The sequence below is a fragment of the Candidatus Sulfotelmatobacter sp. genome, assembly GCA_035498555.1.
Classification (GTDB): Bacteria; Eisenbacteria; RBG-16-71-46; order RBG-16-71-46; family RBG-16-71-46; genus DATKAB01.
Window position 1 is genome coordinate 1 of the sequence record DATKAB010000126.1, and the last position, 21,381, is coordinate 21,381.

Here is a 21,381-nt window from a genome sequence, read left to right on the forward strand (position 1 = left end):
CAGTGGCGGCACTGGAAGCGCTGGACACGATGAGGGGAAGCGAGACGGGAGAAGAATCCCGAGCGGACCCAGCGCCAGCCGATCCCGCTAGTGCGGTGGTGGCAACAGGATGGGTTGGGGCAGAATGGGGGCGAGAAGCGATCCGCTGGCGACATGCAGGGTCAGTCCCTGCACGTCCTGCACCATCACCAATCTTCGGAGCATGACCCAAGTCGAGCCGGCTGGTATCCTGTTCGCCCCACGGACGGCCGACCACCTGCACCGCATTCGACTCTACTCATGCTCCGGAGACCGCCCATGAAACCGACGAATACCCCGGTATTGCTGCTCGTGCTGAGTGCGCTCGCGCTCGGCGCACCCACGGCCCGCGCCGATGAAGACCTGATTCCCCCCAAGGTGCTGGTAAGACACTTTCCCGAGGGTCTCTTTTGCCCGCTGCCGATTTCCATCTCGTTCGTGACTCCGGCAACCGACGTCGTCGTCCACTTCGACGCGCTCGAGTTCGCGGATGACAACGGCACTCCGAAGTGGACCCAGCAGTTGATCGACGACGTGTCCATCGCTCCGACCTCCGTGGTCGCGGCGCACTTTGGACCGGCACCCGACGGGCAACCGAGACAGAGCTGCTACGTGGACGACCCCGACAACTTCCCGGTGAACTACTTCTACTTCAATGCTCCGGGCGTGACTCCGACGTATCTCGAATTGTTCGACACCGACCCGACGGCGCGCGGATGGGACATGACTCACGGTGCATACTTCGACAACACGCGCAGCGGGTCGCGCGACGCGGTCGGAGACACCGACACATCCGGTGGCGCGCTCGGGCTCGGCGACGGCACCAGCCCTCCCGCGCCCAACGTGACCAAGAGCACCTCGGTCCACATCGAGGGGCTCTCGATCGGTCAGAGCTACGATCTGGGCGCGTGGTGGTATGCGGGCTTCGCGCGCTTCCCGCACGACGTCACCTACCTCACGATCTCGATCACCACGACCGGCGGCACGCCGGTGGCCAGGAAGAGCTGGGGCGGACTGAAATCCAAGTACCGCTAGAGCCCGCTAATCACGAACCCAGCCCAGTAGAACGGGTCGGCCCACTTCGGGTCGGCCCGTAGTTTCTTCTTGGCGTCGCGAAGCGCGATCGCGTCGTCGAGCGAGCCGCCGTGCTTCTCGGCGCCGGCGATCAGCCGAAACAGCTCGCCCACCAGCTCGCCGCTCGAACGGTCTTCGACGGGCCACAGGCTCGCCACGACGCGCCTCGCGCCGGCGGCGAGGAAGCCACGCGACAGCGCGAAGGTGCCCTCGCCCGCCACGCGCGGGCCGCGCGCCGTCTCGCACGCCGACAGCACGGCGAGCTCGCAGTCGAGCGGCAGGCGGTGGATCTCGAACAGCTCGAGCAGCCCGTCGTCGTCCGCGGACGCGATCGAGTCGGGCGGCGCGAGCACCAGACCGGCGAGCAGGTTCCGCCCCGAGTCGTCGACGAAGCCGTGCGTGGCGAGATGCAGAAAGCGACGCCCGGGAAGCGCGGCGCGCACCGCGGGTTCGCGAGCGGCGGCGCCCTCGATCACGCGGACGCGATCGTCTCCGAACGCGGCGCGAATCGCCTCGGTCTCGAGCTTCGAGCCGGGCAGCGGCGCCCACGTGCGGCCGGACGTCGCGCGAACCGTCGAGGACGCGGCCGAGCCCGGCCGATCGAAGGCCACATTGGTCACGCTCACGACCTCGGGCCGCGCGGCGTCGCTCGCGCTCGCATTCCGCCCGCGCCTCTCGAGCGCCAGCAGCGAGGTCGCCGACGGGCCATAGACGATCGCCGGCGCGTCGTCGAGCCAGTAGCGGGTGCCGCTCCTGCCCTCGCGCACTCGGGTGACCAGCGCTTCGAACGCGATGAGATGCAGCGCGCCGTCCGGAACCAGCACGACGACACGCGACGAGCGCAGCGCTGGCCGAACCGAGGTCGGAACCAGCGCGTTCCACAGCGCGTGGAGCCGCCGCTCGCAGGAATCCGGACCTTCGCGCGAGCGCAGGCTCAGCTCGACGTAGCCGCCGCTGCGCGTGCCGCTCAGCAGTTCGGCAATCCCGATTGCCGAATCGGGAAACGACGACGTACGGCGGCCGGTCACGATGCGCTCGAGCTTTGCTTCGCTCAGCTCCCCCGCCGGCACCCCGAGCACATGGGCGTCGGCGTCGTCGAGCTTCAGCGCCAGCGCGGTCGGACGGCCGGAGTGAGGGATCACGAACAATCGCGACGCCGCGACGCCGACATGATAAACGACCAGCGTTCGTCCCGCGGTCACGAGGTCGCGCTGGATCTCGCCGGCGGGCGGCGTACGGCCCTCGGCGCTCAGCACTCCGCGCCATAGCGGGCTCGCGTCCTCGATGCGCCGCCGCGCAAGCGCCAGCTCGATCGCGGCCGAATCGCGGGTGACGCCGAGGCGCGACACCGATACCAGCCGCTCGCTCGCCGACAGCGCCGGGTCGGCCTCGGCGTCCTGGATCGCGCGCTGCGCCGCCGCGAGCGCGCCTTCCGCCGAATGTTCGGCCGCGGCGAGCGGTGCCAGGATCTCGGGCGGAATTCCAGCGCGCACGTCGACGCCACTCGAGGCGATCTGGTCGAGCAGCACCCGCGCCCGCCCGCGCTCGTGAGTCTCGAACGCGCCGGCTACGTCGCCCGCGTCGAGCTGCCACGTCATCAGTTCGTCGTAGCGCGCGAGCTGCTGCGCCACGAATCCGGCGCGCGTCTCGTCGCCGCCACCGCGCCACAGGCGCAACGAATCGATCGCCGCGAGCGCGACGCGCATGTCGGAGATCGCCTCCTTGCGCTGTCCGCGGTGCGCCTCCCATTCGGCGCGCAGCGCGTAGGCGTCGAGCCGCGACTCGGGATAGGCGCGCGTCGAATCGAGGATCGCGAGCGCGCGGCCCAGCAGCGCGCCGGCCGAGCTCGCCGCCGGATCGGCCACCAGCCGTGCGCGTGCCTGATCGACTAGCGTGAGCCCGACGTCGGGGTGCGAAGCGCCCAGGCGGCTCTCGCGAATCGCGAGCGCGCGGGCGAACAGGGACTCGGCGCCGCTGGCGGAACCGGATTCGAGGCTCAACCGCCCGCGGTCTTGCAGATTTTGCGCCATCATCGGATGGTCGGTGCCCAGCGTCTTCTCGACGATCGCGCCCGCCTCACGGAACAGCGAATCGGCGCGCGCATTTCGATGGAGCGCCTGGGCGTTCACCGCAGCCTGGTTGAGGTAGAACACCAGATCCGGGTGGTCGGGCCCGAGCGCGCTGCGAGCACCGGCCAGCGCGTCGCGATAGAGCGGCTCGGCCGCTTCGTACCGGCCCTGCAACCGCCGCACTTCGGCCAGATTGAGCTGGGCGGTCGATCGCGAGGCGGCGTCCCCGCCCGAGGCCTCGAACGTGGCGAGCGCGGTGGCGAGCAGCGGCTCGGCCTCGTCGTAGCGCCCGACGTCCTTGTAGAGCCCGGCGAGATTGTTGGTGAGCGCCCAGCGAACCGGATCGCCTTCGCCGAGCCGGGCGCGCGCGATCGCGAGCCCGGCGCGGAAGCGCGCCTCGGCCGAATCGATGCGCCCTTCGACGCGGGCCAGCTCCCCGAGATTGTTGTAGCCGTCGGCGAGACGTCCGGCGTACTTCGGCCCCAGCTGCGCGTAGATGCGAACCGAATGCTCGAGCGGCGGTTCGGCGGCCGCGACGTCGCCGAGCTGGAGGTGGAGCGAACCGAGCTGCCGTAGGCTGTTGGCGGTGGCGGGATCGCGCTCGCCCAGCTTGCGCAGCCGGATGTCGGCAGCACGCGTGGCGAGCGGCACCGCCTCGCTCCAGCGACCCTGATAGTCGAGCAGCGTCGAGAGCGTGGCCAGGCTCGACGCCACCTCGGGACTGTCGGCTCCGAAAGCGCGCTCGCGCCGCGCCAGCGCGCCGCGGAACAGCGGCTCGGCCGCGCTCATGGCCTCGGGAGTCCCGAGACGGAACAGTTGGAGCCCGAGACTGTCGAGCACCTGGGCGGCGCGCGCCGCCGGCAGCGCCTCGGTGCGCTCGCGCCTTCGCACCAGCGAATCGGCGAGCGCCGAGGCCTGCGCGACATGACCCTGCTCGAGCTCGGTCCGGAACTGGCGCTCGAGCGCCGCGGGAGAAGGCGTTCCGCGAGCCGCGCCGGAGAGAATCAGCGCGGCCAGGAGCAGCGCGTGCGTCACCTCGCGATCATTCCACCGCGAACTGCGCCACGATCACCGTGACGTTGTCGCGCCCGCCGCTCGCCAGCGCCAGATCCACCAGCCCCTGGCAGGCGGTGACGCTGTCGGGACGCGCGCCCAGCACGCCGAGGATTTCCTGCTCACCGGCCATGTCGGTGAGCCCGTCCGAGCACAGCAGCAGGCGATCGCCGTGCTCCAGGCGCAGGTGGTGCAGGTCGCCGCTCAGCTCCATCGGCGCGCCGATCGCGCGGGTGAGCATGTGACTCATCCGGTGCGCCGGCACCGCCTCCTGAGGGATCACCCCGAGATCCGCGTACTGCTGCGCCACGGTGTGATCGTGCGTGATCTTCTTGAGCTGACCGCCGCGCACCAGGTAGGCCTTCGAGTCCCCGACATGCAACACGAACAGATCCGCGCCGACCGTATAGGCGCCGGTCAGGGTCGTTCCCATGCCCTCGAGCTGTGCGTCGGAGTCCGCCTCGGCGCGAAGTGAAGCGTGCACGGCCGCCAGATAGCCGCGCGATCGCGACAGCAGGTCCTGGATCTCCTTCTCGCGCGTGGTCGGATCGTCGAGGTTGAGCGCCCAGCGCGGCGAGCGAAGGATGAGCTGGAGGGTCTTCACCAGCGCGCCGCGGCTGGCCACCTCGCCGGCCTGATGCCCCCCCATGCCGTCCGCCACCACCATCAGGTGACCGGTGTCGTCGAAACGCGACGGCAGCTCGCTCTCGGGGATATTGCTGGTGACGCGCTCGAGGTAGCGGCCGAGTCGGAAGACGATGTACGAGTCTTCGTTCGACCGCCGCACCAGACCCTGATGAGAGAGCGCGGAGATATCGGCGTGCACGCGCGGCGGCCGGCGATCGGCCTCGTCGGCGGGGGTGGCGGAAGAGCGCGCGGCATCGGAAGGATTCATCGCGGACGACCTCGCGACCGGTGGCGGTTCGTGTCCACCATGGTACGGGCCGGTCGCTGCCGCCACAAGCTCAAGCTCGCGCCTCGACGGTGGGCTCGACGTCGAGCCCGAGGCCGCGATGCAGCAGACGCACGGTCTTCTCGGCGTCTTCCTCACGCACCACGAACGACAGGTTCACGCGCGAGGCCCCCTGCGAGATCATCTCCACGCCCACCCCCACACCGCCGAGCAGAGTGAACACGTGCCCGGCGAGCCCGATGCGCTGCGGCGCGCCTTCGCCCACCACCGCCACCACCGCCAGATGCCGGCGCACCTCGACCCGACCGATGCCCTCCAGCTCGGCCAGCGCGGCCTCGAGCCGCGACTCGTCCTCGATCGTGACCGAGATCGAGACCTCCGAGGTGGTGACCAGATCGACAATCATGTGATGGCGCCCGAACACCTCGAACACCCGCGCCAGAAATCCGTGCGCGAGCAGCATCCGGCTCGAAGCGATGGTGACCGCGGTAATTCCCTTCTTGCTGGCGATCGACTTCACCCGCCAGCTCTCCGCCGCCAGGGTGGCGGCCGCGGTGATCAGCGAGCCCTGCTCGCCGGGCGCGGTGGTGTTGAGGACGCGGACCGGGATGTCGCGGTCGATCGCGGGCAGCAGCGTCTTGGGATGCAGCACGCGCGCTCCGAAGGTGGCCAGTTCGCTGGCCTCCGCGAACGACAGGCGAGGCACCGGGCGCGCCTCGGGCACCAGCCGCGGATCGGCCGACATCATGCCGCTGGTGTCGGTCCAGATCTGGATTTCCTGGGCGCCCAGCGCGGCGCCGAGTATCGCTGCGCTGAAGTCGGAGCCGCCGCGCCCAAGCGTGGTGACGCGGCCGTCGCGGGTGCGGCCGAGGAAGCCGGTCACCACCGGAACCGGCGGGCGCGACGCAAGGCCGCGGCGCAACAACCCCGCGGACTCGGGCAGCGGGTGCGCGGCGCCGAAGCGATCGTCGGTCACGAGCCCGGCCTCGCCCGCTTCGACCGCACGCGCGCTCAGCCCCGCGCGCTCGAGCCCGGCGGCGAAGATCGCGGCCGAGAGCCGCTCGCCGTGCGAGAGCACGCGATCGCGAATCTCGCCGGTCAGGGCGCCCGGACTCGCGCCCCACGACGCGTGATCGGCGCGCCAGGCGTCCAGCTCGCGCCGGATGCTCTCACCACTCAGGCCCACGTCGAGCGTGAATGCCAGGTGGCGGTCGATCAGCGCGGCCGAGAGCCGGACGCGCGCATCCGGGTCGCGAGCATATTCGGCCAGCAGATTGGTGACGCCGCTGAGCGCGCTCACCACCACCACCGGATCGCGCGGCGCGGCCTGCGCCACCCGTTCGAGGGCGGTCCCGAAGTGCGCCGGAATCCCTACCGATGTGCCGCCGAACTTGAGGATCACCATGACGCCCAGCCTAGCATGCCGCGGTGTAGTCTCTTCATGGAAGACGCGTCACGCCGCCGCCGATCGATCCGTAGAAGGCTCGGTCCGAACGACGAGACAACCTTCCCGGGGAGCCGAATGAAGCCGCAGCGATCCCAACCCGACGAACCACGGCTGCGAGTGGTGATCAAGCATCACCTGCTCGTTCGGCTCTCGCATTGGATCCACTTTCCGCTGCTCCTGGGACTGATCGCGAGCGGGCTCTCGATCTACTGGGCCGCCCCGGTGTTCCAGCACGCCTTCGACCCGGCGACCCGCAGCCGCGACTACGTGTCGGACCTCGGCATCCTGCTCTCGCGCGGATTCGGCGCCGGGGCGGGCGATCCGCGCAACTGGGTCTACGACCATTGGAGCCTCGGACCACAACAGCTCGCGATCGCGCTGCGGTTCCACTGGGCGCTGGCCTATCTGTTCATGGGGAACGGGGCGCTCTACCTGATCGGACTGGTGGCCGGTGGCGGCTGGCGCGCCCTGCTGCCGCGCGGGTCGGATCCCGCCGAGGCGCTGGCGATGCTGCGCTACTACGCCGGGGTGATCCCGATGGCGATCCTGCGCCGGCCGTGGCCGCATCCCGAGGTCCGCTTCAAGTACAACGCGCTCCAGCGCTCGGCCTACTTCTCGATGCCGATCCTGGGCACGCTGGCGATGCTCTCGGGCTGGGCCATGCACAAGCCGGTCCAGATCGGTTGGCTGGAACTCCTGTTCGTCAACTACGACGGCGCGCGCATCGTCCACTTCGCCTGCATGCTGGCCCTGGGCGGATTCATCGTGCCGCACGTGGTGCTGGCGATCGCGGATGGATGGGACACGGTCCGCTCGATGGTGGTGGGCTGGTCGAAACGAGTGAAGGCTCCCCGGCATGGATGACCGAGAACCCGTGGCTCAGCCTCCGGCATCCGCCTCCGAGCCGGCGCCGGAGAGCGACCCGACGCCAGCCGAGCAGCCACCCGACGCTCAGGCGCCGCCGGCCGAGCAGCCACCCGACGCTCAGGCGCCGCCAGCCGAGCAGCCACCGGCGCCACCGGCGCCGCCCGCTGCTCCCGCGGCGCGCCGCGCGCCGCTCTTCGAATGGCTCGCCGAACGCCCCGAAATCGAGGTCGAAGTGCCGGCCCGAAGTCTCCGCGCGCGGAGCCGTCGCGACTTCCTGCTGTTCGCCGCCGGCGCCGCGGTGACCGCGGCCGGGGCGTGGTGGCTCCTGCCCGACCGCACGCGCGCGCATCTCTTCCCCACTTCTCACGATCGGCTCGACACGCTGAGCGCCCGGGTGGGACTCAGCCGCGCGAACCGCGAGCGGTCACTCGATCGCGCGTTGACCTTCGACGACGACGTCGCCGAAGCGCTCTACTCGCGAAATCGCCGGGTGCGGACCTACTCGATCGCGGACGTGACCGCGCTCAAGAACAACTATCACGGAGTGACACCCGGTCCCGGGATTCTCGACGGATGGGCGTTGAGGCTGTCCGGTCTCGCCTCGGCCGAATCGGCGCGCGTCACCCTGCCGCAGCTCCTCGCGCGATTCACCCTGCGGGGTCAGGTGACGCGACTGGTGTGCGTCGAGGGCTGGAGCGCAATCGCGTGGTGGGGAGGGATCCGCTTCGCCGACCTGCTCGCCGCGTTTCCGCCGGCGCCGGGCGCGCGCTGGGCCGCGCTGCGCTCGACCGTGAGCCTGGACGAGCGTGGCGGGCCGGAGCCCTACTACGTCTCGATCGATCTGGAGACCGCGCGGCATCCGCAGACGCTGCTGGCCACCCACTACCGCGGGCAGCCCCTGACGCTTGCGCACGGCGCGCCGCTGCGACTGGTGGCGCCGATGAAGCTGGGCTTGAAGAACATCAAGGCGATCACCGACATCGCTTACTCGATGGATGAGCCGGCGGACTACTGGAACGAGCGCGGCTATTCGAAGTACGACGGCCTGTAGACGGAACCGTCGGCCGCCGCGCGACCCCTAGCCCTTCTCGCGCTCTTTCTTCCTCGCCTCTTCCATCGCCTTGCGCAGCGCGATCGCCATGGAGGTGAGCTCACCTTCGACCGGTCGCGAGGAAATGATCATCGGCCGGCCACCCTCGGAGCGGCCGCGCTCTTCGCCCGAATCGCGGCGATGATCTCGCGAGCGGTCGAATCCTTGACGCTCCTCGCGATCCGGCCGCCCTCCGCGGCTGCCCTCACGCCGCCCGCGTTCGCCGCCTTCGCGACGACTGGAGGATTCGCCACGCGGGCGCTCTCCGCCCGCAGCGCCGCGCCGCGGCCGACCTACCTCCTCTTCACCGCGCCGCGGAGCTCCGCCTTCTCGACGGCCGCGCTCGCCGCTCTCGCGGCGGGGCCGCTGAGCTTCGCCCGCGGGCAGATCCACACCCTCCCCGTGCGGACTCGGCGAATCGGCTGCCGGCACGGCCGGCGTCACCCCTTCGAGGCGCAGCCGAATCTTCCCGGCGCGCGGCTCGAGAATCTCGACTCGCACGGTCTTGCCGAGCGGGAACGCGGCCGCGAGATCGGCGTTGCGCGGCTGACCGGATTCCTCGCGAGGGATCATCCCGGTCGCCCGCGGCCCAAACTCGGGAAGATCGACGAACACGCCGAACGGCCGGACCCCCGACACGCGGCCCTCGACGACTTCGCCCGGCGCCGGCGTTCGCGGCGGCGGCAGCCCTTCGGCGAGCGCATCGCGGATCGAGAGCGAGATGCGGCGCTTGTCGGGCTCGACCGAGCGCACCACCACCTCGACCTTCTGGCCGGGCTTCAGGACTTCCTTCACGTGGCCGACGCGCTGCATCGCGGCTTCGGAGACGTGCACCAGCCCATCGATGCCGGGCGCCAGATTGACGAATGCTCCGAAATCGGCGAGGCGCGCCACGGTGCCGCTGACCCGCTGGCCTGGAGCGAAGCGGCCGGCAGCGTCCTGCCAGGGATCCGGCGCTGCCGCCTTGATCGAGAGCGCGACGCGCGGCTTGCCGTCCTTGCCCTTCTCGATCCGCAGCACGCGAACTCGAACCCGGTCGCCGGGCTTCAGCGCCTTGCTCGGGTGGCCGATTCTCTCGTGCGAAATCTCGGACACGTGCACCAGCCCGTCGAGTCCGCCGAGGTTGACGAACGCTCCGAAATTTTCGAGCCGCGCGACGGTGCCCTCGAGCTCGTCGCCGGGCTTGAGATGGGCGAGCAACTCCTTCGCCTTTTCCTGCTCGCCGCGCCGCAGCAGCTGGCGGCGCGACAGCACGGCGCCGCGCCGGCCCTCTTCGACCGCGGTCACCAGGAACTCGAGCGTTTTCCCGACATAGGCGGAAGGATTGTCACAGAACCCCAGCTCGATCTGGGACACCGGGCAGAATCCGCGCGCCCCTCCCAGATCCACGGTCAGCCCGCCGGCATTGAGTCCCGTCACTCTCCCGCTCACGGGCACGCCGGAGGATTTGGCCTCGCGCAGCCGGCCGAGCGCGGCGCCGCTCTTCGAGGGCATGACCGCGCCCAGGGTGAGCGGCTCCCCGGCCTGGACCACGAACAGCTCGAGCGTGTCGCCGACCGCGATCCTGGGCTTCCCTTCCGCGTCGCGGAATCCTTTCAGGTCCGCGACCGCCTCGCCCCGGCCGCCGTAGTCGAGCAGCGCGTGTTCCTCGCCAATCGAGACGACCTTCGCGCTCACCTTCTGGCCCACGCGATATTCGGGTGAGGGATCGACGGCGGCAGGTGCCGGGCGCCGTTCGAACTCCTCGAGCGCTTTCGCGAACTCCGCGGACGGCGCCTCGGTGTCCGCGTCGGAACCGTTCGGGGGTGGTGTTTCTGAGCTCATGGCGGGTAGCTACGATACCGCGATCGGGGATCGGCGGCCAATCGCACCGGGCCGAGCCACGCCCCCGCCGCGGGTCGGGCGGCGCGCCGGGCACCTCCCTCGCTCAAGCGGGCGGGAGGGCTTGCCGATACCGGTTCCGATGGCCGTCTCGATCTCGAGTCGGCCTTCATTGCCCCGGCCGGAGGGGCCACGATGGAACCGCACGTCACTCCCGAGCCCGAACAAGATCTTTCCGAGCTGACGCCCGAGGAGGCCGCAGTCGCCCGGGCCGCCGGCGCCTGGGTTCGGCAGCTGGCCCGTACGCTCAAGACCTGCCGGCTCTACGATCGGTTCAATCCCACCGTGCTCCGGTTCCGCGAGGATCTGGCCACCGGGCTGACGCGATTCCTCCGGGAACACGGGGCGCTGACCCTCACGTTCACGGCCAACGACGTCCAGTGGGGCCGGGCCTCTCTCTATCCCGCGAAGTCACGCGAAGACAACCTGGCGCTGCCGTTCTTCCGCGATGGCATTCGCAGCATCACCTTCGAGCCGGGCATTCCCTCGCGCGAGCTCGAGGCTCTGCTCGACATCGTGCTGCAGCTCACGGGACGATCGGCCAGCGACGACGACATGGTGACGCGCATCTGGGAGGCTTCGCTCGATCACATCGAGCTCGGGTGCGTTTCGGTCGTGGGCGACATCGAGACCGGGGGAGGCGACGCGCCGGCCGAGAGCGGAAGCCTGATGCCCTGGCCGCATCAGGCGAGCGGCGGGGCGGCCGGGCTTGCGGCCACCGCGCCACCGGCGTCGGCCGCCCGGACCGACATCGCGCCGCCGGGGATCGCCGGCGTCGAGCTCCCCGAGGGCAGGGACCCGAACGACGACGACATCCTGGCTCCCGAGGCGCCGACCCGGTCCGACGACCGCATCATTGGCGCGCCCACCCGTGACTTCGAGCAGTCGTTCGCCGAGCTGGACACCCGGTCGTCCGCCGAGCTGACGCGTTTCCGGCTCGAGAGCGAAGCCGAGTCGGCGCAGCCGCTCGAGCATGCGGTGCTCGACGTGCTCACGGACTGTCTGTACGTATGTTCGACGCCCGCCGATCGGGCCGAACTGGGTCGCTATCTCCCGCGCGTGCTGCGCGAATCCGTCGCGCTCGGCGAGTGGAGCGAAGCCCGCCGCTGTCTGTCGCTGCTTCAGCTGTGTGGGAGCAGCGAGTGGTCGCTCGACGGTTTCACCGCCGAGCTGGTCCAGCCAACCTCGATTCCGTCGCGTCAGGCGATTTCTCGCGTGGATCAGCAGGAGGCGTCCGAAGTCGAAGCGTTCATCGAGTTCGGGCGCATGCTGGGGCCGGCGGTGTTCGACTGGTGGATGCGCGTGATCGCAGAGAGTCAGCAGCAGCGCGTCCGGCGCGCGGTCTGCCAGGCGGTGAGCGTGCTGATGCGCGACAACCCCGAGCGCCTGGCGCCGTGGCTCGCCGACGAGCGCTGGTACGTGGTCCGCAACGCGGTTGCGGTCCTCGGCGACATCGGGGGCTCCGCGATCGTCGGACTCCTGCGCCCGATCGCACGCCACGCCGACCGGCGGGTCCGGCGCGAGGTCGTCAACGCCCTGGCGCAGGCCGACCTGACGGCCGCGCGCCCGCTCCTGCTCGAGATGCTGCCGGACTCACGAGGTCAGATCTTCAGCTGGCTGCTGAAGCAGCTCTCCGGCCGCCGCGATCCCGAGGTGGCCGGGACCGCGCTCCGCCTGATGCGCGAGGAACACTTCCTCGAGCGACCCGTGGAAGAGCGGCGCGCGATCTACATGACCATCGGTTCGACCGGAGACGACCAGGTGCTCTCGACACTCGAGCAGGAGCTGCACGGAGGTGGCTGGTTCTCGAAGGTGTTCGATCTTCACCGCCAGGAGATCGCCCGCTGCATCGCGCGACTCGGAACGCCGGCCGCGCGCGAAGTCCTCGAGCGCGGCACTCATTCGCTCAAGCCCCAACTGAGGAAAGCCTGTCTCGACGCGCTGGCCACCGGACCGAACCATGACTGAGCCGACGGGCGCTGAATCCCCGCGCGATCTCGACGCCGCCCGCGAGACCGCCTTCGGCCTGGAAGTGGTGTTCAGGCTGCACGGGCTGCTGCGCGCCGCTCGTCTGTACGCACCCACCCACCAGACCTTCCAGCGCCATCTCGACGAGATGATCGCCGTCGTCGAGTCGGGCGACGAAGACGAGACTTCACTCGCCGGCATGGGCGAGATGTTCTACGTCAACGGGGCCCGCATTCGGCCTCAGGCATCGCAGTATCCTCTGTTTCAGAGCCTGCTCTCGGAGTTCGAGTCCCGGGCCCTGGGCGCGATTCGGTTCATGAAGGGAGTCACCCAGGACGAGGTGAGGACGTTCGTCCAGCTCTTCACTTCGGCCCGAACCGCTGAGCAGTTCGAGCAGATGCCGGAGGCGGTCGCCGAGGCCGGGGTACTCCACATCGTGCCGGTGCGGATGCGCGATCTGCGCACGTCCCAGCTGACACCGGTCGAGGATCAGCCGCTGGACCGGAGCGAGCGAGCGCGCGCACGCCAGAACTTCTGGCGGGCGGTGGTGGGCACGCGCAGCATTCTGCTCCGGGCCTCGCAGACCGGCCGACCGGCGCTTCGGCAGGCCAAGCGGGTGGTGCAACCGATCGTCGACAGCATCATGAAGAACGAGTACTCGATCATGGGCCTGGCCGCGCTGCGCAGCCATGACGAGTACACATTCGCGCACTGCGTGAATGTGAGCGTGCTGTCGGTGCGCATGGGCCAGGTGCTCGGTCTGTCGCGCGCGGCGCTCGCCAATCTGGGCGTGGCCGCGCTCCTGCACGATCTGGGCAAGCTCGCGATCGCGACCGACGTGCTGCAGAAGCCGGGGCAGCTCAACGACGCGGAGTGGGATCAGGTACACCGCCATCCGCTGGTCGGAGTGCTGATGATCTCCCGCATGCCGGGGCTCTCCCCGCTGACCCTCGAGGCGATGCGGGTCAGCCTGCAGCACCACATGAACGTGGACCATACCGGCTACCCGGGGCTCGAACGCCCCGCAGCGCTGGCCACGTTCTCGCGCATCGTGGCGGTGGCCGACTTCTTCGACGCGATCACCGCGCATCGCGCCTACCGGGCGCGGCCCTACACCGGGTTCGAGGCGCTCCGTCACATGATGGGGCCGGACCGCACGCACTTCGATCCCGCGGTGCTGTGGGCGCTGGTCCAGGGCATCGGCCTCTATCCGGCCGGCTCGGTGCTGCGCACCCGCTCGGGCCATCTGGCGATCAGCACCGCGCCGAACCCGCGCGATCTGCGCCGCCCGGTCTGCCGCATCCTCGCTCGTCCCAACGGCGAGTCGCTGCTCGATCGCACCGAGACCTGGAACCCGATGCCCCCGGAGGAGTCGGTGGCCCACGTGCTCGAGCCCGGCGAGCATCCGTTCGACGTGAACGAGCTGCTGGCGGCCTGAGCTACTCGTACCTCAACGCTTCGATCGGATCGAGCGAGGCCGCACGCCGCGCCGGCCAGACGCCGAACAGGATGCCGACTGCGGCCGCGAACGCGAACGCGATGATCACCGAAGAGGCGCCGACGTCGGTGTTCCACTGGAACGTCTGATGCAGGAAAATCGCGGCGCCGGCGCCGAGGCCCACGCCGATCGCCCCGCCCATCATGCACAGCACCACCGCCTCGATCAGAAACTGAAGCAGGATGTTGAGCTGAGTGGCGCCCAGCGCCTTGCGGATGCCGATTTCGCGGGTGCGCTCGGTCACCGAGACCAGCATGATGTTCATGATGCCGATGCCGCCGACCAGCAGGCTCACCGCGGCGATGCCGGCGAGCAGCAGGCTGAAGACCTGAGTGGTCTCGCCGAGCGTGTTCAGGAAATCCGACTGGTTGCGGATCGTGAAATTGTCGTCCTGTCCCGGACGGAGCTTGTGCTCGCGCCGCAGGATCCGATCCACTTCGGCCATGGTGACCGGGATCTCCTCTTCGGACGGGGCGAGCAGGTTGATCGACCGCAGCCGGTCGCTGCCGATCAGCCGGTAGCGGGCGGTCTGGATCGGCACCAGCACCTGATCATCGGGGTTCTGGAATCCGGCGCCCTGGCCCTTCGACGCCAGCACGCCGACCACTTCGAACTGTTTGTCGTCGATGCGCACGAAGTCGCCGACGATCGCGTCCGCCGAGGGCAGCCCCAGATCGTCCACCACCTGCTGGCCGAGCACCGCGACCCGCCGCCGCGCGGCGTCCTCGGCGTTGGAGAACATCCGACCGGTGGCAATCGAGAAATTGCGTACCTCGAGATAGTTGGCCGTGGTGCCGGTGATGGTGGTGCTGGTGTTGTGGTTCGCGAACTCGACCTGGAGCTGGCGAGAAAGCTCGGGCTGGAGCGCCAGCACGTGCGTCGCGCGCTGGCTGATCGCATCGGCATCCTCGAAAGTCAGCGGTGCGCGATCGGTGGACGAGGCGATGCCACCGCCCGCTCGCGCCTGACCGGGACTCACGCTGAGCAGCGTGGTGCCGAGCGCCGCGATGCGCTCCTTGACCGAGCGCTGGGCGCCGCTGCCCAGCGCGACCATCGCGATCACCGCGGCCACCCCGATCACGATGCCGAGCATGGTGAGGAACGAGCGCAGCTTGTTGGCGCGAAGCGCATCGAGCGCCACCCGAAGCGTTTCGGTGACCATCATCTCAGCGTCCTCCTCCACCGGCGCCGCCACCGCCGCGGCCACCGCCGCCACCTCCACCGCCGCCGGCGCCCGGCAGGCCAGTGCCCATGCGCTGGCGCAGACGATCCTGATCCTGCTGGCGCTTGGCCTGCTGCTCGGCCACGCTCAACATCACCACCTGCTCGCCCTCCTTGAGACCGCCGAGCACCTCGCAGTAGTCGAAATTGCTGATGCCGAGCCGCACCACCCGCGGCTCGAGCGCGCCGCTCGGAGTCTGCACGAACGCGACCTGCGCGCGGCTGGCGCGGCCGTTGCGACCGCCCATCCCGGCGAATGCGCCCGCGCTCCCTCCGCCGCCTCCGAAGCCGCCGCCGGCGCCGCCCGCGCCGCCACCGAATCCGCGCGCGCGCGTCGAGTCCCGACCGCCCCCGAATCCGCCGCCCGCGAACCGGAGGCGCCGGAGCGAATCGCCTCCCGCTCCACCCCGCCCGCCGCCGGCGCGTCCACCCCAGCCACCGGCCGCGCGCATCGAATCGCGACGCGCCGCCCAGCGTCCGCCGCCCGGGTCCGAGGCCCCGAAAGCAGTCGGCGCGCCGGCCGAGTCCCGGCGCGCGCTCGGGGCAAAGTCGGCGAGCTGGCGCTGGATCTCGGCCTTCACCGAATCCGCATCGAGGCCGAGCGCCGTGGCGACCGCGGGGATCTCGCGCGCGGTGCGCACCGCATCCACCGGGATCGCCAGCGCGTTGGGACGATCGTCCACGATCATCGAGACCTCGCCATTCATCCCTGGCAGCAGCAGCCCCTGCTCGTTGACGATCGAGATCAGCACCGGGAACTGAGTCACCGACTGCTGCACCACCGCCTGCGGCTCGATCTTCTCGACCGTTCCCTGGAACGGCCGATTCGGGTACGCGTCCACCGTCACGGTCGCGGGATGACCGATTCGGACGTTGCCGATATCGCTCTCGCTGACGAACGTGCGCATGCGGATGCGCTGCAGATCGGCCATGGTGAGCAGCGAGGTGCCGCCGGTCACCGACAGCGTCGCCGACGAGATCACGGTGCCCGCGGTCACCGCCTGGGACAGGATGGTGCCGCCGATCGGAGCCCTGACGGTCGCGTCGTCACGCGCCTGACGCGCCAGCTCGAGATTGGTGCGCGCGGTGACCAGCGCAGCCTGTGCGTTGGCGAAGTCGAGGATCGCGCTCTCGTGCTCGTCGGCGGTGATCACCTGCTGGGCGAACAGATCGTCGGAACGCTTCTTCTGCGCCGTCGAGATGTCGAGCTTGGCCTGCGCCGCGTGGAGGGCCGCCTCAGCCTGGTCGTACTGGTTCTTCACGTTGACCGGATCCACCTGGGCGAGCAGATCGCCCTGTTTCACCACCGAGCCCACCTGCACCGGCATCTTGATGATCTCCCCCGACGCTTTCGACTTGATCTCGACCAGATCGATGGGCTCGACCGTCCCAGTGGCGTCCACGGTGACCGAGATGTCCTGGCGCGAAACCGGCTCGACCGAAATGAACGCGCTGGCCTTGTGCGCGGAGCGGAGGCGAGGCAGCAAGAAGAGTGCGGCGGCGATCGCCACCACCGCCGCGCCCCACACATAGGGCTTCCGGAGCCAGCCGCGTTTCGCTTCGATGCTCAAAGCATGCTCCTCTCCCGCACGATTCCCGTTCTCGCGCGAATCGGGATCACAACGCCCGCCCCAGCAGCGCTTCGAGCTGCGCTCGCGCCACGCGCAGATCGTAGCGAGCCCGGATCAGGGCCTGTCGCGCCTGGTCGAGCGTCGCCTGCGACGTGAGCAGGTCGAGCAATGTCGAGGTCCCCACCGAGTAGCGCTGCTGCTGCGTGCGCAGGTCCTCTTCCGATGCGGCCACGGTGAGAACCTGGGCCGCCAGCTTCTCCTCGGAGGTGTGAAAGACCCCCAGGTCCTGGATCGCGCTCTCCTGCGCCGCGAGCCGCGCGTCGCGCAGCTGGGCCTCGGCGTTGGTGAGCGCCACGTCGGCGCGAGTCACCTGCTCCTCGCGCTGCAGCTGATCGAACACCGGCAGCGACATCGAGAAGCGTAGCGAGCCCGAGTAGGTCAGGTCGCCGCTCCATGGGCTGAAATCGCCGCTCGTGCCGCTGCCGCCCCGTGAATAGCTGGCGGTGATCGTGGGCAGATAGGCCGCCCACGCGCTGTTGCGCGCGGCGCGCGCCGAGGTCACCGCGGTCTCGGCCGAGTGCACGGCCGGGCTCTCGCCGGCGAGCTTGAGAATGGCGTCGTCCTCGAGCGCGAGCCCCGGTCGATCGAGAGTGTCCGCGGCCATTGCCGTCACCGGATAGGGCGTGGCCACCATGCGGGTGAGCGTGGCGTTGGCGACCTCGAGATCCGACCTCGCCTGAAGCAGCGCGATCTGCGCATTGCGGATCTGGATCTCGGCCCGCAGCGAATCCGAGCGCGTCGCGGTTTGCGCGCGCAGCCGCACGATCGCGGCTTTGTACTGCTCCTGCGCCTGCCCGAGCTGGGCTCGAGCCGCCGATTCCGACTCGATCGCCGCCAGCGAGTTGAAATACTGCTGCTGGACGTCGAGCCGCACCATGTAGGTCTGCTCCACCAGCCCCACGTCGGCGGCATCGGACTGGGCGTGCGCCTGTTTCAGATCGAAGATGCGCCGGCCACCCGCGAACAGCGTGACGTTGGCGCCCATCCCGATGTTGGTGGACCACGGCTCGGTGGGAAGGATCACCACCTGGCCGTTCTCGACCACGGTGCGCGGCCCCTGCGCGGGAAGCTGGCGAGTGGTTCCGGAGCTGAGCGTGAAACTCGGAATGAACGCCGCGTAGGCCGATCGGACGCTGGCGGCCGCGGTGCGCTGCTCGCCGATCGCCTGCACCACCGCGGGCGAGTTCTTCTGCGCCAGTTCGATCGCCTGGTCGAGCGAGATCGGGCGCGGCAAGGAGTCCGCGCCCGCCATCGCCAGCAACGCCGAGGCGGCTGCAATCAGCATGAACGATCGCTCCCTTCCACATGCGATCCAATCATTCCGATTCAGCCTCCAACCCGGTCATAGACGCGCTTCACGTCCACGGGGGGCATCAGCCCATGCATGTCGAGATGGATCTGGATCACGAGCCGCTCGCCGTCGTCCTCGAGCGTGAAGGTCTGCAGCAGCGTCGAGCCGCGCCAGCTCGGGCGCTGCACCTGCAGCGCCTCGTCCAGCCAGCGCCCGGGCGCCACCTGCACTCTGCCACCCAATCCGGCCGTGTCGGGGGCCGAGCCATTGACCGTCACCTGAACCACGATGGCACCCGTCGAGTCCGCGAGGTTCAGAATTCCCCCGTTCTGCTTGATGGTCATCAGTTCGGGAAGTGGGCCCGGTGTCCGCGGAGGCGGTGCCGGGCTCTGGCCGCCGTCGGACGACTCGCCCCCCTCGCTCGACTCCGAGCCGCCGCCACCAAAATGAACTCCGCCTCCGTGGTGCCCGGTCCCGTCCGATCCCATGTCGCTGCCCCCGTCGCTGCCGCCGCCCCAGCCGCCACCCGAATGGCCGTGACCACCGCTGCCATGCATGCCGCCACCGCCTCCGCCACCTCCCCAGCCGCCGTGGCGCCCGCCTCCGCCGCCGTGCCCCCCGCTTCGCGGTGGCTCGCCGCTCAGGGCCAGATCGAGCCGCCAGGTGCCGGAGAGGTCGAATGGGGCGAGTCCGGCCGCCGCGCGCGCGGCCGAGTCGGGCCCCGCCGTGGCCCCGAGGGTGGTGTCACGGTCTCCGCCTGGAATCGAAGCGGTCCTGGGAGCCGAAGCGCTCGCGGGCGGCGCGAGGTTCGGGGAAGGGGTCGCGGTGCCGCCCGCGCGCGCGCTTGCCACGGCCAGCAGCGACAGAGCGGCCGCAGTGCCTGCGATTCGCCGGATCATCGGAACTCCAGGTGCAAACCTCTGGCCGCTTGAACGGAGCCTGCTGCACTCGGCGAGCTCCGATCCGGGGTGGCGACCTCGACCTTCTGAGTAGAACCTACGCAGCGATTGTGGCAGAGATGTGATCAACGCGGGGCAAATTCGGGGAGCTGTCAGGGAGAAACCACTCAGACACCACATCTCTACCCAAACCCGCGCATACGCTACATTTGTCACCCGGCCAGGGGTGACCCCGACGAATCGCGCCCGGGAGGGGCGCCTGTTCGATTCCAACCGAGGCCGCCAGGAAGCCATGAATCAGACGGTTCTGATCATCGAGGACGATGCCCGCATCGCGGACCTGATCGAGAAGAATCTGCAATCGGCGGGATTCGATTGCCACGTGTCGCCCGACGGAGGTCGAGCGCTGGCGGATTTCACCAGGCTCAAGCCCGCGCTGGTGGTGCTCGATCTCGGGCTGCCGGGAATCGACGGGCTCGAGGTCACGCGCCGCATTCGGAAGGAAAGCGACGTGCCCATTCTGATGGTGACGGCGCGGACCGGCGAGAGCGACAAGCTCCTCGGGCTCGAGATCGGCGCCGACGACTACGTGACCAAGCCGTTCAGCACTGCGGAGCTGGTGGCGCGGGTGCGGGCCCTGTTGCGGCGCTATAGCGGCACGGTCACCGAGCGGGTGCTCGAGCTGCATGGCCTCAGGATCGATCCGGGCCGCCGCACCGTCGAGCGCGACGGGCAGCCGATCCCGCTCACCACGCTCGAGTTCGATCTCCTCTACTTCCTGGCCGCCCGGCCCGGGCGGGTCTTTAGCCGCGAATCGCTGATGCAGCAGGTGTGGGGCAGCGACCGGATCGTGGACGATCGTTCGATCGACAGCCTGGTGAGTCGCGTGCGCCGCAAGCTCGAGGGTGAGTCGGCGCGCCCGCGCTTCGTGCAGACGGTGTGGGGCGCTGGATACCGGTTCGCGGAGTCCGAGAATTGAAGCGCGACTCACGGCACAGCCTGTTCTGGACCATCGCCGGGTTGTTCATTCTGGTGGCGGTGGTCGGAACGCTGCTGCAGGCCCTGGTCGCGGTCGCGGTGCTCGGCCCCCTCTCCCAGAGCGAGGACCGATCGCGCGTCGAGGTCGCCCTGAACGGCCTGATCTCGGAGCTGGTGACGGTGCTGCCGATGTCGCCCACCTCCATCGATACGCTGCTCGAGCGCCATCGCCGCACGCTGCTGCCTCGCGCGCCGTGGTTGTTCTTCCGCCAGTCGAACGGCGTCGTGTACTCGAATCCGCCCGGCCGCGAGCGCTTCGCCCGCGGCATACTCGACGGCACGCACGTGCCTCCTCCCACCACCGACCCCGCTGGGCACGCCGTCAATTGGAACCGACTCGAGCTGCTGGCGCGTGAACCGGTGATGCGCGGGTCGGAACGCCTCGGCGAGCTGGTGGCGATTCGCCCGGTACGGCCGGACGACACCTCCGGATCGCTCGGCCGGCTCACGCCTCTCCTTTTCCTTCCGATCGCGCTCATCCTCTCGATGGCGGCGGCGCTGGTGCTCCTGCGACTCCTGGTGCGCCGGCTCCGCGCCATCGAGACCCTGGCCGCGCGGGTCGCCGAAGGGGACCTGTCGGTGCGCATCGCCGATCCGAGCGGCGACGAGATCGGCCGGCTGGCCGAACGACTCGACCACATGGCGCAGAGCCTGTTCGAGGCGCGCGAGCGTGTCGAACAGAGCGATCGCCAGCGCCGCCAGCTGTTCGCCGACATCACCCACGAGCTGGCCACGCCGCTCACCTCCATCCGCGGCTATGCCGAGACGCTGCTCGATCCGCAGGTGAACGTCTCGGGCGACGAGCGCGGCCGCTTCGTCCGCGGCGTGCTGGAGGAGGCGCGAAGGCTCGATCGGCTGATCCGCGATCTGTTCGATCTCGCTCGGCTCGAGGCCGGCGCGACTCAGCTGCAGCGCGAGCGGCTCGACTGGGTGGCGCTCTGTCGCAATACCGCCGAGCGTTTCTCGGCTCGTTTCTCCGACGCCGGTCTGCGCATGGAGTGGGGTGAAACGATTCCCGAAGCCTGGATCCACGCCGACGGCCATCGCATGGAGCAAGTGTTGGAGAACCTGCTCGGCAACGCCCTTCGCTACGTCCCGGTCGGAGGCAAGGTCGCACTCTCGCTCACCGGCACCAACGGCGCCGGCACCTATCGGCTGCGGGTGGACGACGATGGCCCCGGGCTCAGCAATGAAGAACTCTCCCACGTGTTCGAGCGCTTCTACCGGGCACCCGGCGCGCGCGGCAGCGCCTCCCGCGACGGCGGCGGCTCGGGTCTCGGGCTCGCCATCGTGCGGGAGATCGTGGAGCGGCACGGCGGCTCGGTGCGCGCCGAGGCCACTCGTCCACACGGCCTGGCCATCACCATCGAATTGCCGCGGCAGCGTTGAAAAGTACCCCGATGATCTCCCGGCCGATTCGCCC

General features: G+C 69.8%; 15 protein-coding genes. 7 read left to right on the forward strand and 8 right to left on the reverse strand.

The window, feature by feature from the left end; all coding sequences use genetic code 11:
• Nucleotides 1–297 precede the first annotated feature (297 nt).
• Nucleotides 298–1,053, forward strand: coding sequence for a hypothetical protein (locus VMJ70_10815; GenBank protein ID HTO91608.1), 756 nt, complete (start codon nucleotides 298–300; stop codon nucleotides 1,051–1,053).
• Here VMJ70_10815 and VMJ70_10820 read toward each other — a convergent pair.
• The 3 genes from VMJ70_10820 to VMJ70_10830 form a co-directional block, all read right to left on the reverse strand.
• Nucleotides 1,050–4,196, reverse strand: coding sequence for a CHAT domain-containing tetratricopeptide repeat protein (locus VMJ70_10820; protein HTO91609.1), 3,147 nt, complete (start codon nucleotides 4,194–4,196; stop codon nucleotides 1,050–1,052). The two genes, VMJ70_10815 and VMJ70_10820, sit on opposite strands and share 4 nt — an antisense overlap.
• 7 nt (nucleotides 4,197–4,203) lie before the next feature.
• Nucleotides 4,204–5,109, reverse strand: coding sequence for a protein phosphatase 2C domain-containing protein (locus tag VMJ70_10825; protein ID HTO91610.1), 906 nt, complete (start codon nucleotides 5,107–5,109; stop codon nucleotides 4,204–4,206).
• Nucleotides 5,110–5,179: 70 nt separating this feature from the next.
• A complete protein-coding gene (locus tag VMJ70_10830) occupies nucleotides 5,180–6,532 on the reverse strand; it encodes an aspartate kinase (GenBank protein HTO91611.1) in 1,353 nt (450 codons plus the stop codon).
• 117 nt (nucleotides 6,533–6,649) lie between these two features.
• Between VMJ70_10830 and VMJ70_10835 the strand changes: the two genes are divergently transcribed.
• Both VMJ70_10835 and VMJ70_10840 read left to right on the forward strand, forming a co-directional pair.
• Entirely contained in the window at nucleotides 6,650–7,438 is a 789-nt protein-coding gene (locus VMJ70_10835) for a cytochrome b/b6 domain-containing protein (GenBank protein ID HTO91612.1), read from the forward strand.
• Nucleotides 7,439–7,448: 10 nt separating this feature from the next.
• Nucleotides 7,449–8,492, forward strand: a complete 1,044-nt coding sequence (locus VMJ70_10840) for a molybdopterin-dependent oxidoreductase (GenBank protein ID HTO91613.1) — start codon at nucleotides 7,449–7,451, stop codon at nucleotides 8,490–8,492.
• A gap of 27 nt (nucleotides 8,493–8,519) precedes the next feature.
• Here the strand turns inward: VMJ70_10840 and VMJ70_10845 are convergent, their stop codons facing one another.
• Complete coding sequence (locus VMJ70_10845) at nucleotides 8,520–10,355, reverse strand: S1 RNA-binding domain-containing protein (GenBank protein HTO91614.1); 1,836 nt, start codon at nucleotides 10,353–10,355, stop codon at nucleotides 8,520–8,522.
• Nucleotides 10,356–10,547: 192 nt separating this feature from the next.
• On the opposite strand from VMJ70_10845, the gene VMJ70_10850 reads away from it, so the two are divergent.
• Together VMJ70_10850 and VMJ70_10855 are read left to right on the forward strand one after the other, a co-directional pair.
• Nucleotides 10,548–12,380: a HEAT repeat domain-containing protein gene (locus VMJ70_10850; GenBank protein ID HTO91615.1), complete on the forward strand. Its 1,833-nt coding sequence runs from the start codon at nucleotides 10,548–10,550 to the stop codon at nucleotides 12,378–12,380.
• Nucleotides 12,373–13,818, forward strand: coding sequence for an HD domain-containing phosphohydrolase (locus VMJ70_10855; protein HTO91616.1), 1,446 nt, complete (start codon nucleotides 12,373–12,375; stop codon nucleotides 13,816–13,818). The genes VMJ70_10850 and VMJ70_10855 overlap by 8 nt, the downstream gene beginning before the upstream one ends.
• A 1-nt stretch (nucleotide 13,819) precedes the next feature.
• Here VMJ70_10855 and VMJ70_10860 read toward each other — a convergent pair whose 3' ends face one another.
• Genes VMJ70_10860 through VMJ70_10875 form a run of 4 tightly spaced genes read right to left on the reverse strand, consistent with a single transcriptional unit; the run spans nucleotide 13,820 to nucleotide 18,920 of the window.
• Nucleotides 13,820–15,043: an ABC transporter permease gene (locus VMJ70_10860; protein ID HTO91617.1), complete on the reverse strand. Its 1,224-nt coding sequence runs from the start codon at nucleotides 15,041–15,043 to the stop codon at nucleotides 13,820–13,822.
• A 1-nt stretch (nucleotide 15,044) separates the two neighbouring features.
• Nucleotides 15,045–16,670 carry an efflux RND transporter periplasmic adaptor subunit gene (locus VMJ70_10865; protein ID HTO91618.1) on the reverse strand — a complete coding sequence of 542 codons (1,626 nt, stop codon included), beginning with the start codon at nucleotides 16,668–16,670 and terminating at the stop codon, nucleotides 15,045–15,047.
• A 46-nt stretch (nucleotides 16,671–16,716) separates the two neighbouring features.
• A complete protein-coding gene (locus VMJ70_10870) occupies nucleotides 16,717–18,015 on the reverse strand; it encodes a TolC family protein (protein HTO91619.1) in 1,299 nt (432 codons plus the stop codon).
• 41 nt (nucleotides 18,016–18,056) lie between these two features.
• Nucleotides 18,057–18,920 (reverse strand): hypothetical protein, encoded by an 864-nt coding sequence (locus VMJ70_10875; GenBank protein HTO91620.1) that lies wholly within the window; start codon nucleotides 18,918–18,920, stop codon nucleotides 18,057–18,059.
• A gap of 292 nt (nucleotides 18,921–19,212) precedes the next feature.
• Between VMJ70_10875 and VMJ70_10880 the strand changes: the two genes are divergently transcribed.
• Both VMJ70_10880 and VMJ70_10885 read left to right on the forward strand, forming a co-directional pair.
• A complete protein-coding gene (locus VMJ70_10880; GenBank protein HTO91621.1) occupies nucleotides 19,213–19,899 on the forward strand; it encodes a response regulator transcription factor in 687 nt (228 codons plus the stop codon).
• Entirely contained in the window at nucleotides 19,896–21,347 is a 1,452-nt protein-coding gene (locus VMJ70_10885; protein ID HTO91622.1) for an ATP-binding protein, read from the forward strand. Before VMJ70_10880 ends, VMJ70_10885 begins: the two co-directional genes overlap by 4 nt.
• Nucleotides 21,348–21,381: the final 34 nt, after the last annotated feature.